This is a genomic window from Streptococcus sp. FSL E2-3494, from assembly GCF_038007085.1.
Taxonomy (GTDB): Bacteria; Bacillota; Bacilli; order Lactobacillales; family Streptococcaceae; genus Streptococcus; species Streptococcus thermophilus.
On sequence record NZ_JBBOWN010000001.1, the window covers coordinates 1 to 14,293 of the forward strand.

12 protein-coding genes and 1 pseudogene are annotated in these 14,293 nt (G+C 37.8%); all 13 read right to left on the reverse strand.

Features of this window, described 5'->3' with window-relative positions; genetic code table 11:
* Positions 1-697: ParA family protein (locus NST05_RS00005; RefSeq protein ID WP_340742851.1), on the reverse strand; the 697-nt coding region annotated here is incomplete at its 3' end.
* 144 nt (positions 698-841) lie between these two features.
* Positions 842-1,426: a hypothetical protein gene (locus tag NST05_RS00010; protein ID WP_003045971.1), complete on the reverse strand. Its 585-nt coding sequence runs from the start codon at positions 1,424-1,426 to the stop codon at positions 842-844.
* A gap of 12 nt (positions 1,427-1,438) precedes the next feature.
* Positions 1,439-2,776 (reverse strand): CHAP domain-containing protein, encoded by a 1,338-nt coding sequence (locus NST05_RS00015; RefSeq protein WP_300976337.1) that lies wholly within the window; start codon positions 2,774-2,776, stop codon positions 1,439-1,441.
* Positions 2,777-2,788: 12 nt separating this feature from the next.
* Positions 2,789-3,082, reverse strand: coding sequence for a hypothetical protein (locus NST05_RS00020; protein ID WP_340742852.1), 294 nt, complete (start codon positions 3,080-3,082; stop codon positions 2,789-2,791).
* A pseudogene (locus tag NST05_RS00025) lies at positions 3,083-4,332 on the reverse strand (ISL3 family transposase).
* A 155-nt stretch (positions 4,333-4,487) separates the two neighbouring features.
* A complete protein-coding gene (locus NST05_RS00030) occupies positions 4,488-6,437 on the reverse strand; it encodes a hypothetical protein (protein WP_003045965.1) in 1,950 nt (649 codons plus the stop codon).
* A gap of 9 nt (positions 6,438-6,446) precedes the next feature.
* On the reverse strand, positions 6,447-7,091 hold the full coding sequence (locus NST05_RS00035; protein WP_003045963.1) for a hypothetical protein: 645 nt from the start codon (positions 7,089-7,091) through the stop codon (positions 6,447-6,449).
* Positions 7,091-7,396: a hypothetical protein gene (locus NST05_RS00040; protein ID WP_003045960.1), complete on the reverse strand. Its 306-nt coding sequence runs from the start codon at positions 7,394-7,396 to the stop codon at positions 7,091-7,093. The genes NST05_RS00035 and NST05_RS00040 overlap by 1 nt, the downstream gene beginning before the upstream one ends.
* A 140-nt stretch (positions 7,397-7,536) precedes the next feature.
* Positions 7,537-7,821 (reverse strand): BRCT domain-containing protein, encoded by a 285-nt coding sequence (locus NST05_RS00045; RefSeq protein ID WP_003045958.1) that lies wholly within the window; start codon positions 7,819-7,821, stop codon positions 7,537-7,539.
* 5 nt (positions 7,822-7,826) lie between these two features.
* Positions 7,827-10,004, reverse strand: a complete 2,178-nt coding sequence (locus tag NST05_RS00050; RefSeq protein WP_340742853.1) for a pLS20_p028 family conjugation system transmembrane protein — start codon at positions 10,002-10,004, stop codon at positions 7,827-7,829.
* Between the two features lie 117 nt (positions 10,005-10,121).
* Entirely contained in the window at positions 10,122-10,601 is a 480-nt protein-coding gene (locus tag NST05_RS00055; protein WP_193838266.1) for a hypothetical protein, read from the reverse strand.
* 99 nt (positions 10,602-10,700) lie between these two features.
* A complete protein-coding gene (locus NST05_RS00060) occupies positions 10,701-13,850 on the reverse strand; it encodes a VirD4-like conjugal transfer protein, CD1115 family (protein WP_340742854.1) in 3,150 nt (1,049 codons plus the stop codon).
* A complete protein-coding gene (locus tag NST05_RS00065; RefSeq protein ID WP_003045951.1) occupies positions 13,843-14,100 on the reverse strand; it encodes a hypothetical protein in 258 nt (85 codons plus the stop codon). The genes NST05_RS00060 and NST05_RS00065 overlap by 8 nt, the downstream gene beginning before the upstream one ends.
* Positions 14,101-14,293 lie beyond the last annotated feature (193 nt).

Genomic DNA, 14,293 nt, shown 5'->3' on the forward strand with positions numbered 1-14,293 from the left:
TCTGGTTAATAACTAAACTCTTAGCCACTAACTCCTTTTTCTGAATAGATCCTAAATAAGCCTCATCTTCCTGAACCACATCCAAGAATTGCTTGCAAGTTTCTGTCACATTATTGCCGTAAAATTCAATCTTATTGCCAATAAGATAAGCTTCTGCCTTAACATAGCTTTTCTTTGTAATCACTTCTACTGCTTCACTCTTGATATAATCTACAAATTTTTTGAGAGCTAACCAGGCACGAAAACCGTTAGTAGAAGCATCCGTTACCCCCAGGACAATATCAGATACAGCAATAAAATTCGCTGTCACTAGACTTTCATCATTGTGCGTATCAATTAATATAATATCAAATTGTTCAGCTAGTTCATCGTAGTGCTCACTGAACCACATAAATAACTGAAGATACTTATTGTTTCGACTGGATAAGTCTAACTGTTCATCTGTCAGTCGCTCATCTCCACGGATTAAGCTAAGATTATCATTTATACGGCAGATTTCATACTCACCTGTTGTGAAAATATCATAAATTGTCTTTTCACTAGTCACATCAAAGGAGTGCGTTAAATTACATTCTCTTGCCCCATCAATTAGCAAGACACGCTTATTTTTAACACGTGATAACCAATCTCCTTCATTGTAGGTATGACTACTTTTTCCGCCACCACCTTTATCAAGGTTTGTTGTTTGAATCTTCATAAAAGCACTCCCATTCTTATATAATTAGTTGGATAAAAAGTTATATAACTTTTTATATATCTATTTTAGCTTATTATTTATTTTATGTCAACTAAAAATGCACAACTTGTTATATAACTTTTTGTGCATTTGTTTTCTTATTTACTATCCAAAAGAACCTCCAATATTCCCACCAACATAGGCTTTCAACTGAATCTGATTAACCGTTGTATTAAAGTTTCCTACAAAATAACAGTTATCTTCTCCCTTCTTTGTCAGAACAATCAAAAATTGAACAACATCCTCATTTTCAGATGGCATAACTTCTAGCTTACTTGATTGATACTCATATTGATTTACCAGGAGTGCCATCGCAAAGGTTTGAACCATTCCATCTTGACTCATTGAAAGATGATTTTCTAGTGTACCACTAACATTTGATAAATGTTCTGCTTTCTTAATAGCATTGATAGCCTCTTCAAATGCTTTAAGTACCTGTTGCTTATGTTCTTCACTACCTTCTGTATAAGGGTGCTCTAGCTTCAATTTTGCTGTCCGATAGTTCTTTTCATCAACTGTTTCTGGAGTTGATTGTGATACATCATCCTCCACTGTCGTCTCCGTCTGTTCGCTTTTAGGTTCCTGTGGTTTGCTACTGGTTAGATTTCTATGAATTGCAAATCCAGAGAAAATTAGTAATAGTCCAACCACGATAACATAAATCATATTATCTTTTATCCATTCTTTCATTGATTTATCCTTTTACTTTCCAAGTTTTGGTTCTTTTCCATCTGGATAAGCAAAGGTAGTAATTTCTGCCTTTTGTTGCTCTGGTGTCCAGATACGATAGTTCCAGGTATAAGATTTTTTGAAATAATCTGCCCCTGAAAGTGGTGTATTTTGCTCTACAATCAAAATTGAACCATTTTCAAAAACATGGCACACAATACCAGTATGGCCATAACCACCACCCCCGTTTTGTGTAGAAAAGATAGCTCCTTTTTTAGGAGTAGTTTTGACAGAATTGCCAAATATGCTAGCCCATGCTGCTGCTTGGTCTTTACCGTTTCCAGTAACCGACCCTGAATGTCCCCAAAGATGGTTTCCCACGCTAATTGTCAAATTAACACATTGACCAGCTAAATAATCACTACCTGGATTAAACCATCCAGAAGAGCTTGCATAGGCCATGCCAAGCGATTTAGGATCAATGATATACTGCTTTAGACTCTCTGGTAAGTTATCAGGACTATATCCCCAGGCTGTCGCATCAGCTGGAACTGTTCCTGTACCATCATTGGCACCACCTGAAGAAGAATCGCTACAATCTTTACTATTGCTTGTAAAAGTATCAGATGGGCCAGCATCTCCAGCTGAAGCTGTGACTGCTTTATAAGGTTTATCACCATGAGCGCTGATAGCTTCCTTATCCAGCCATTCATACTTTTTGCCAAGCGTATTGTACATGTCAATAAGCTTAGTTTTATAAGTACCGTCAGTAGCCCAGCCACCGTCTGCAATAGCACTTAGAGTCGCTATGCCATCCGTATTATTGATAGCCTTAGTATAGAGTGTTTGGTGAGCCATAAACTCTGCTTTACCAACAATGCCAGCATCATAACTGGAGAACCAGGTGTAAGCTCCACCTGTACCATCTCCTACATTAGCTCCTGGTTTCGTTCCTGTTAGGTCAACACTATCTTCACCATAAGTTGCTAGAGTAACAGGGAAGTTGCTCTTGCTCGAAGTTTTAACACCACCCATATTGTGTGCTTGCCAAAATGAGGTGCCATTAGGATTAGAGAAATTGAATCCATTTTCAATCATAGTCTGCGTGATCGATGCAGACGGTAAGAACCCACCAGCTTTCCAAGACCGGATATAAGCCTCTTTGTGTTCCTTAACAAATGAATCAATTGAGCCATCACCTGAAGAAATAGAGGATTCTGTAGAGGTAGAAGTTGCTACTTCAGTTGTACAATTCGTTTGAGAACTACTAACAGCCCCCAAAATACCTGCTAGTATGGTTACACCAATACTAATTAGAAACACAAGAGAAATAAGTGGTGCTAGTATCTTAAATAGAACTGCTTTTTTCACATATTCTCCCTTCTACCAAAGACCAAGAATTGTCTTTAGAATAGCGTAGAACACTAAGAAGACAATGAAACCAACACCAAGTTTCCTTAAACCTCTTAAAAATTCTTGATCACGTGCTTTCTGAGCTGCTAAGCGTTCTGGATCAGACTCACCATCCGAGGCAAAATAATCTCTAATTTCCTGACTCTTAATTTTTCGTACGGTCACATAGTTATTGATTGCTTGCTTCCGTCTTTCAATTGGTCCAAGTTTATTTGGATTTTTATGGCTCTTTGTCAACTGTAGTGGGTGACGAAAAGCTAACATCTAGAGAGGACCGGATAGGTCCTCTTTTTATGTATGTTCAGTGTGATGAAGACACGTTTCTTAAAGTTGATGAAGTTTCTAAAACCGAAGCCCAAGCGTTTAATGTCTTTAATTAACTTATTAGTCGCTTCAAGTTTTGCGTTTGAATAGTCTGTTTCTAGTGCATTTTGGATGTATTGCTTGTGTCTAAGAAAAGTCCTAAAGACCGTTTGAAAATAGTGATTGACCTTGCTTCTATTTTCCTCTATCAGGTCAAAGAACTCACCTACTCTCTTCTCCTGAAAGTGAAAAAGCAAAAGCTGATAAAGTGTATAGTAGTCAGTAAGCTCTTTTGAAAAGACTAGTGTCTTCTTAACAACTTCATGTGGTGCTAAAGTTTGGCGGAAAGTCTTTGAATAGAAAGAGTTGAGAGATAACTTACAGCTGTCCTTTTGGAAGAGTCGCCAGTGATTTTTCAAGGCTCGATAGGGTAGTGACTTCTTATCGAACTGGTTCATAATTGCAATTCTAGTCTTTAAAAAGGCACGTCCAAGGTGCTGGATGATGTGGAAACGATCAAGAACGATTTTTGCGTTTGGAAAGAGCTTGCGAGCCAGTGGAATATAAGCTCCAGACATATCCATCGTGATAAACTGTACCTGTTGCCGGACTTTCAATGGATACTTCAAAAAGTAGTTTCGTATAGTAGTTTGGCGGCGATTATCAAGGATGGTTATGAGTTGGTTTGTCTCATAATTCTGCGCCACAAAAGCCAATTCCCCTTTCTTGAACCCAAACTCATCCCAGGACATAACAGCAGGGAGTTTGTCATAATGTTCCTTGAAAGTGAACTGATCAAGCTTACGATAGACAGTGGACGTCGACACGCGAAGTCTTCTTGCAATATCAGTTAGTGACACCTTCTCAGTTAGAAGCTGTGTAACTTTTTGTCGGACTAGATTGGAGATTTGGCAGTTTTTCTCAACGATAGATGTCTCAGCTACCGTGACTCTTCTACAACTTTTACACTGGAAACGACGTTTTTTCAGACGTAGTAGAGTTGGCGTTCCCGCTTGCTCGAGAAGAGGGATTTTAGAAGGCTTTTGAAAGTCGTACTTGATCATCTTTCCATGGCAGTGAGGACATGATGGTGCAGGGTAATCGAGTTTTGCTTGAATCTCGATATGAGTATCAGTTTCAAAAACAAGTGAAATCTTGATATTTTGGTCTTTAATTCCGATTAATTCTGTGGTATTCTTAATAGGTCTCATAAGTTCTTCCTAATGGTAGTTTTGTCACTTTTCATTATAGTTCTTATGGGACTTTTAGTGTACACTCAAAAAGCTCTATAATCTCTACAGTAGTTTTACCCACTACAGAAATTATAGAGCCATTTTTATTTGACATATCCGTCACCTTTCTATTTCTACTGAATACCACCATATCTCTGTACTTCTGGCGTTAATAACTGCTGGTTAAAGACCAGATTGCCTACCCCAGCAATATTCATAAATAATTGCCCTTTTACTAAGCGTGGCAATGTTTCCAGCTCTGATTGATTCATAGAGCCTACCAAGGCATTAGCAAGCAAAGGAATACTTGTTTCATCAGTTTGAGCAAAGACACGGTACTGCATCAATCCAAAGATACGCTGAACAGCTGTGACATACGGATCTTTATGACTACCTGCTCCTGATTCAAATAAAATTCCTCGTAGAGAGTTAACCGATAGTACCACACCTGCAAAGTTCTCTCCCATCGAGTCAATCATATCAGCTAGTAGTTCAACGCTGCTTTCATACTTAGGATTAATCAATGTTTGAGCTTCACTGATATTAACAATATAATGCTCCATATCCATTTCTGTTAGATTAGGATTAGCTTTTAATAATTGCTTGCAGCGTTTACCATTATTGACGATATCAGCTGAAACCAGGGATAGCACTGAAAAGATTTGTGCATTAAGCAAGTGAGGGGTTCCTTTAAGGCCTGAGAAGTCAAAAGTAACAACTTGCTCAGACGAAATATCCTGGAACTCAGTTGTGCCTTCAAAGATCTCTGAGTTTGTTGTTAGCAGTTCATCAAAAGTATTATGAATACGGTTAACAGATTTAATTTCAATTTCATCTGGTTGACTTTGTGCCAATAAACTACGCTTATAGTCTTCCGCAAAGTGGATAAAATCTGTTAGGACTGGATACTCCTCATTTACTAAATCAGTCGCTTTTAACTTCTCTGGATTCAACTTGGGATTACGTGCCCACAAACCTTCTTCAATATAAAACTCATTGAGCATCTTACCGAAGGTTGTTAAATCATCCCCTGTTACTTCACTATTAAGTAGTTTCAAGATACTCTTTAATTTCTGAATATGTAGATTATAGGATTTCTTCTTATCAATCTCTGTTCCATCTTCATTTGTTACTGTTGGGAACACTTGGAAAATATTGATACGGTTAGCTTCACCTGATAAATCAAGAATCAGACCATGCTGGTGTCTCGTCTGATCGAGAAATGTCCCATTTGCATCAAAGTTACGAATATAATTTCCTTTGGCATAAAGGCCATCTGTATGCTTCAACAGAAAAGAACGCTGCCCCATCTTAGGGTTTCCTGAAATAATCATAAAGGAACGAGTTCGACGTTGATCACGTTGCAAAAAGTTGAAATTAACGGCTCCTTTGGTGGGTGTCCATCCCATGTAAACACCTTTAGAATCTTCTAGTTTGGTGTGATTGAAGAAATACCCACCGGCCAAATCATGCGCCCTAATAGGAATACCTCGTCTATGGTTGGGTAAATCAATTTGATATTGGGCTGGTATGAATGGAGCATGATATTCAAAGTCAAGTTCACCTGAAAGGATAGTTGACTTAAAGTTAGAAGTCTTGTCTTTAATATCCTCTACTTGCTTGAAGAGAGCTTCTTTAGTTGATGCAGAAGAATAGTTCCGAACATACATTCCTAGCATCGCAATATTCTTCTTGGTAATGTCTCTATCCAGTTGAGTTAAGTCTTTGATTTCATCTAGTTCTTGTTGGTTATCAACTATCTTACTGTTTCCAGTAATACGAGTTGATTTTTCCTCAATAGCATCTTTGATTTCTTGCTTCAGCTCTTTGTTATTTGCTCGGTAGAGAGACAAAAACGAACGTGTGCCTGGAATCAGCATTAAATCTGATAACCAGAAACGGTCTAAATCTTCTGAGGGGTATTCGTAATAATGAAGTGCTGTATGATAACCGTCCCCACTGATCCAGGAGCGATCATCCTTTTTGAAATCAATGTTACCTTGTGGTTGTATGCGACTGAGAAAAGCAAGATCATAACCTTGCGCTTTTAACTGTCTTTGTCTGCGTTTTGAAAGTTCTGGCATGTTATCCTCCTATACTTTTTCGTTCATGTTATTGAATTGCTTGATAATTTGTTCTTTCTTAACCCTGGTTATTTCTTGAGGAACAAAATCATTATTCCCATAAGACTTAGCCTTACGTACTAGGTCATCTAACTCCGTTGTAGTTGGTGCAAAGAGCCACAAAATAAACTCTGTATTGTAGATTTCTTGTTGAATACTCTCTTCAACTTGAATCTCATTGATCAGTAAGGCCTCACGATCAAGAAGCTGTAAGTACCGACGTGAATTAGGTAGTAATTTTGCCTTTTCTTGCCGAACGAGGCTCAAATGATGACGAAGATCCATAATCTGAGTATCTGTATTAGTTGGCAAGGTTGTTGTTTCAATCTGAATATCAGTGTTAAAGTCAGTCAACCATTTCTCAAAATTATCAATTGTTCGTCGAATTTCATTATAGGAAAGTGATCCTAAGTCTTTTCCTGGTATTTCCATCAACTGAAGATAACCGTAATCAACTAATTGAATGTAAGCTTGACGATTATCAATAATTGACTTTACATCAAGCAATTCTACACATGAATGAAGGTCAAAATATTCTTGACTGTGCTTTTTTTCCTGCTTACGCCCTAATTGTCGTTTAACTTCAGGCTGCTTTTGATTTTGTTTAATAGCCATTAACGTTTCTCTCCTCTCTGATAATTCAAACTAATGTATCGTTTCCGTCGTCTCCTGAAAAAGAGAAGCATGCTATGCCAATTTTTCTTTCCGCCATTGGCTGGTAAAACTAGATAGAGACACATAAGCGGTGTCAAAATAATAAAGGCAAGTAACTGTGCCCATTGACTCGTTGGGAATATCTTGGTTCCAATAGAAACCGCAGCAACCGCTGAGCCTCCTACAAAAACAATATCGGCCATGAATAGTCCTATGATTTTTACTTTGGCATAGATGTCACGTGGAACACCGTATTTTTCATCCATTTATCTAACTCCTTTCTTGTATAGTTCCATCATAAGAGATAATGAAAATTCTTGCGTTAAGCGGACAAATGGTATCATCTTAAACTGAAGATCCGTTTTTATACAAAAAGTTATATAACTTTTTACACAAAAAAGAAGCCTCAAGATTGAGACTTCTTAACCATATTGAAGAATGATTCTTCTGACAAAATTGTGATTTCTTGCCCTTCTGCTATTCTGGATATTGCAGCTTCATACTTTTTAGACCGTCTATCTGGTTCAAAAAGATCTAGTTGTTTATGACCTGCAAGAAGAATATTTGTTTGAGCAGAGACATATCCTTGAACGATTGCTCCCTTTTTCTCCAGGAAGGTAATCACATCTTGTCGGCTCATTGGTCGTAAACTTCCTGTAATCACAACAACCTTACCTGCAACATCACACATAGAGCTTACTCTTCACTTTCATCAATTTCAGCACCTCTTATATGAGATTGTCCTTGCATACGCTGACCTGCTTGTTGCATTTGTTGGTTCATGTACTGCATTTGGTTCATTGATTGTTGGAAGTTACGTTTAGAAACCGTTGAGCCTTCAGTTTTTTTGGGTGCTTCATGGGTAACATTGGGAAGTGGATTATTTTCAATAGATTGAGGAATGTCTCTAGCTGGTGGAGTTGGATCACTAATGCCACCGAAGGCCTCGCCAGACGGTTCTGCTGGTGTCACTGTTGGATCTGTAATACCACCACCACTTGGGCCACTATCTGTATTTTCAAATGGGCTAGGCTCATCTGATAATAAACTTTCCCCTCCATATTGTCCAGAAGGATTTAAGGTAAATTCTGCATTTGGATTGATTGTTGAATCAAATCCTGCACGTGGCGGAACTGCATCATTTTTCATGCCTTTATAAACAGCATCATGGGCAGCCTGCTCTTTTTGACCTAAGTTATCTGCTATACCACCTGCAAAGTCTTTCGCTTTACCGACAGCCTCTTTACCTGCAAGGTCAGCAGCACTATACATGTTACTCAAGCCACCTTTAACTGCATTCAATGCACCTTGATCTTTAGCAGCATTGAAAGCACCTCGAATTCCACCACCAGTTGTTGCCAGACTATTTCCAAGAACTTTACTTCCTGCTACCATTGCTCCAGGAGCTTTCTTAGCCATATCAAGTCCAAAGCCTCCCATAGCCATTGCTCCGTTACCGATAGCTCCAGCACCTGTCGCAAAGGCATTACCCATCATCATCGCTCCAAGCAGTTGTTGGGCTGTATCACTATGACCAGTAGAAACGCCAAGCCAACGTTCAATCATTGATACCCCTTGCATAGCAGCAAAGAAGACACCAATATAAACAAGTGAAGCTGCAAGACACTGTTCCCACATATTCAAACCATCAAAGAAACCGCCTGATAATTTTGTAACAGCTGATACTGATAACGTTGGTAAGTCACGTAGGATTTCCAGCGTCACACGCATAATCACCACTTCAAAGAAAATACCTGCAAGTGCTCCTCCTATTGTTCGTAGAAGTTCTTTATACTTCTTGGAATTAGACAAGGAAGAGTATCCTTGAAGTGGTGAAATCATAGTTTCTATCACGATATCAAAGACTGATTTAACCAACTTGATTGACATAGAAATCAATAGGACAATCAAGATAATGTATTGCATGAACATTCCTATCCAATTGACCTTATATCGCATATAAACTGGTTCAAAGGCATTTAATTCACCTACAATTCGATGCTTAGTAATAGTTTCAACACCATTTTGATTTGCATTTAGCTTATGCAGGAACAAACCTTCTAAACCTTTTTGCTTATCCTCCATTTCTTTTAATAAATCTGCATTTGAAGCTCCATAGGTTGCCCCAAAATCAATTCGTGTCGCAAAGTCAGTAGTATCTCTCTTGTCAATGCTATCTGTAATATTATTGACTGGTGTTGATCCTTCTTTAGGAGGCTTGATATACCCATAATCGTCCAGCGGAAAAAGCTCTGTTGAAAAATCATTATCTATCAATACTTTTAGATCCACTATATTATTCTTCATCGGTTGAATCGCTAATGATGAATAGTGTTCAGTTCCATCAGGTGCTTCACTAGATACAGTTTGAATATTCATTGCATCTTGAGCAATCACCGATGAAACAGATGTTAAAGCTAAAGGCAACACAGCCGTAACCATCGTTACTAGAAGGAAGTTAGTTATCACCCCTTTGTATTTGACTGGCTTAGTAAAAACACCAGCTATAGCTGAAACAACCAGAATCAAGCTAAATAGCGTTGTTCCTATAACCTGAAACCAGAAGAAAAATTGTCCGATAACAGTGTTGTTATCTCCTAAATATCCGAATAGTCCAAAGAGCTTAAACATATTATTAAAGACATGTTCTAGACTCGCTGTAATGGAATATAGAGCTTTGGCAATGGCACCTGGTATATAGGCTAAAAAGGAGAGAAAGGCTGGGGTTGAATCAAGATAGTTGCTCCAATATTTATAAAAGGAAGCCATCTTCTCCGCATTCTCTCCTGTGATATTCCCATTAGTCGCACCATTCCAATCTAGAAAACCAGTTTCTAGGTCATTAACTAAATCGGAATAAGTATCATATTTCACATAAGGTACCTACTTTCTTTATAAGATACCTCCATCATAAGGGATAATGAAAATTCCTGCGTTAAGCGGACAAGTCACAGGAAATATAAAAAGCCTCGCTTATGCGAGACTCTCTCATTATTTAGATGTTCCTGAAAAATCATAATAACCAAAACTTCGTTGGTCTCTTCCTAACTCAAAAATACGGATACTTTTTCCCTTGTCTGTTAACGCAATTTGATAAACACCTTCAGAATCTTTACGTGTCGGATTCTTTTCACGACTAACAATTATGGTAAAATTATCAGTTCCCTTTAATTCAGATTCTAACTCATCAATAGTATTTTTAATTCCTGAAGGAAGTTCCTGATCAGAAATAACTGAAAAATATTTCATATTCCCATAGCTATTAGTAATTGAATTATCTTTTTTATTAAAGGTTAATACATCATCACCAGCTCTAAATGGATAAATGCCACCTGGATTTTCTGAATACCCTGTATAACTGTTTTTTAATTCTGTTTTGATAATATCTTCAGCTGACTTTTGACCACAGGCTGCTAAAAGAATAAGCGCAAGACCTAACGTCAATAGACTAAACAATTTTTTCATTTTCATAACAACCTTCTCCTTGTTTAAGTTGATTTCATTATATCAGAAATATGGTTCTCAGACAACAATTTGTATAATTTGTTATATAACTTTTTATCTATCTTATTATATCACATCATCTACAAAGAAGATATCGTCTTCCTCTTCTTCATTAAAAACATCTGCAATAATAGCATGTGTAAGTTCATCTGGAGACGTGAACTGAGCTTGAGATAAAGGTTTTGGTTGCTGCTTTCTTGTAGCTAATTGAGGAGGTTCTCCGTTACTTCTCATACGATCAGTTAGTGCTGTACGCCAATCAATAATTTTATTAAAAGTGCTTTGTGCTCCTACTGCTATATCTTGAAGATCAAGCTCTCTATGCTCACTATTTACTGGAATATCAGCCAAGGTCATAGAGTGATCAAACTCATCTTGAAGGAACATATAACGGTAAGGAAGGCTGGTCTTCTCGTGCAAGAAAATTGGATCTGTCGTTACCTTACGACCAACGTTATCTCGACCTTTAACCCCACGTAGAATAACCGCTTCTCCTTCCTGGAGTTTGGCTAATTGTGTAGGTGTTAGCAATTCTTGCTTAGGATTTTCAATAGACACGTTAGGGTTAGCTTCATCTAAGATATTGCTAGAACGTCGGCGACGTGTGATTGTCCGTGTTCCTAAATCCTTACTGAAGCGTTCATTAGTTTTATTAGAGGTAGATTTAACATAGATTTTAAGCGAACAGTTATCTTGAATAGTTGCTGCGATATTTTCACCATATTTATCGGTCAATTGCTCCAGATTTTGAATCCAGAGATAGTATAAAATGTTTTGACCAAGCCCAATAGAAATCTTAGTATCCATATGAGGAACTGCTGGTATGTTTGTGAACTCATCCAGGATATGAAGAATCCTGTTAACGCACTTACGGCCATTTGACAGAGCTAACTCATAATTGGCATTAAACAGCTGATCCAAGAACAGCGACACAATACTATTATATTCAGTACGGTTTGGTGGTGTTACCAGGTAAATAACTTTAGGATTGTCTGAATAAATCAAATCAATATCTTCTTCTTGGAGAAGGTTATCATCTTGTTCATTGAGAACAGTAACTTTGATATAATCCAAAATAGGTTTCCTAGTGTATTCATCCAGCGCAATGATTTTACCACGCTTCTTATAGACTTTCTCAGCTGAGAATTGGAAGGTCTTGTTACGGATAGCTGAATCACCATTATTTTCATGGTTGAAATCTATCGTTACTATGAACCGATCAGGAAGTTTTGGTTCAATCACATAGGTAAGATAACCTTCACCATCTATCAAAGCCGTTGCAGCATCTACGTGAATAACTTGTCTAGTTGTTTTACCCCAAGCCGATTGACTGGTAATTGTTACCTTAGCAGTCTTATGAGCGTATTCGTTACGCATAGCTACATTAGAACTTGAACGAAACTTAACCGATAAGCGACGTGGGAAGCCAACTGATTCTAGGTCAATAGAATTTTTAGACGTGAGTTTAGCAATGTTATCTTGCAAGAACAGATTAATACCAGACATCATACTAGAGAATACGTTTCCTTTTGTTTCTTCTGAAGCAAAGTCAGACGACCTAAAGTTAAGGTCTGCCATATCTCTAAACTTAGAAAACTGTTCCTGATTGATTTTACGCAAGTTATCAAAGTAAACCGTGATTTTAGATTTCTTCTTAACTTGTTGCTCTCGATCTGGATTCTCAACGATTTCTCCAAAGTCATTAACAAAGACTTCTTCAGAACCCAAATCGGTTAAGAATTTGGCGATATTTCGAACTGTAACCGTGTCCCAGGCATCCTTTTCTCCATTCTTGAATGTTTCATTAGCTCGGTCAATGAGAGCCATAGCAATCGCATTAAAGAGCGAAATAGAGGTATCTTCCCAATATTTGGCATTTCCGTTGCCAACACCTGGTTTCGTTTTACGATAAATTGCTTCAGCAACCGCATTAACCCTTGTCTGTGTCATTTCATAGTAACCTTTCTTGGCCGCTGCTATTGCAAGAGCTAGAGGGTTATAAGACATAGACCAATCCATATTCTGGAAAGATAGGACATTAACATCATAGCCACGTCGGCGCATGGTTTTATATGATGACTGATAGTGTTCCCCTTTTGGATCGGCAAGAACCATCGACGGTTGAATTTCTGCACGACTATTGATATCAATAGTCGTTGTAATATGCCCTTCGCCTTTACCAGAACGTGTCATACCAATACCAAGCATATTAGTGGTGCTGTCATCGATGTAATAATCACCTGAAGCTTTCGCATAAATCCCTAAGACTCTTTCAGCATTCGTCAGATATCGGCTAAAAGTGCGGTTTTGCCAAAGCATTTGAGAACCTAATGTTAAACCTGTAAGATTCGTTCTCGTCTCATGTAGGACTGGTACACCACCTTCACCTGGATAAGTTTCTGTTTTATTGGGAACTTTCTTATACTGTTGGTGAATTTCCTTGACTGTCGCAAAGCGGTCATCACCTTCCTCATTATGGTTATAGTCACGATATTGTTCAAAATTGACCCAAGCTGAACGCCAGGCAATGATTAAACCAATGATAAAAATTGGTACTGCTAGAATCGGTGCTACCAGAAATACTCTAGCATTAAATAAATTCTGAATCAGTAAGCTATCAACATTAAAGACGACAACTTGACTGCTATCCCTCAACGTTATGAGTGAGAAATAAAGGAAGCGGATAGCTGCCCTTAAAACAGTTACCAAATAGTTCGTCAAAATTAAAGCAATAAAACTGAAGCCCAAACCCATGAATACAAAACTACGGTAGTTTTTGAAGTAGAGCAGAGGCTTCATTTCCTTGTCAAATCGCTTTCTGTCTTGCTTCACAAAGGGCAATTTATAGATAAGACGGAAGAGAAGGTTACCAATCAGCAAGAATAAAAATGAAGGAACAACTGTCATAAGTCGCTTCATAAGATTCCAGAACTGTTTACTCTTAACTTTACCAGCTGACTTCCAGTCAATTTCATGACGATTCTTCAAGATATGAGCTAATTCTGCACTCCTATTTATGAAACGTTCCCTGAAAAGTTCTCTATCATCTATCAAGCCTCTTATCAACCGGAAAAGATTTCTAAGTGGTTCTCTCACAACTTTTATTCCCTGATAACCCAGATAGCCTACAAAACTAACTAGGAGGAGAGCATTGAACCTATTGACTTTGGCTAATTGAATAAGCGTGTAATAAATGGCCTCTATCCAACTATACATACCGTTCACCTCTGATTTCTTCTAAGAAACGCTTGATTTTCTCACCGTAGAAACTTGAAAAGAGGAATATTTTAAATTTTAATTGAGGTGATGCAAGCTGGTATCTTTCCAGATAGGAATTTATCCCCTGCTCAATTCCTAATTGAACGGTATAGCGATGACAACCTCTCCCCTGTTTCAGATAGTTTTCCACCTGAAGAGACTCAGCCATCAATTCATCTGATTGATCATCTGTTTGTTTTCTTTCCATAAACAATTATCCTTTCTGATGTAATTTTGAATACACTATTAGTCTAAGGGATAATTGCTTTTTCTGCGTTAAGCGGACAAATTAGGAAGTTGTATAAAAAGTTATATAACTTTTTAGCTCTCATTCTAAGAGCATTTCATAAAGAAATACCCACAAAACAAGTTGAAAACGTCTTAAAATTAGTATATTAGCA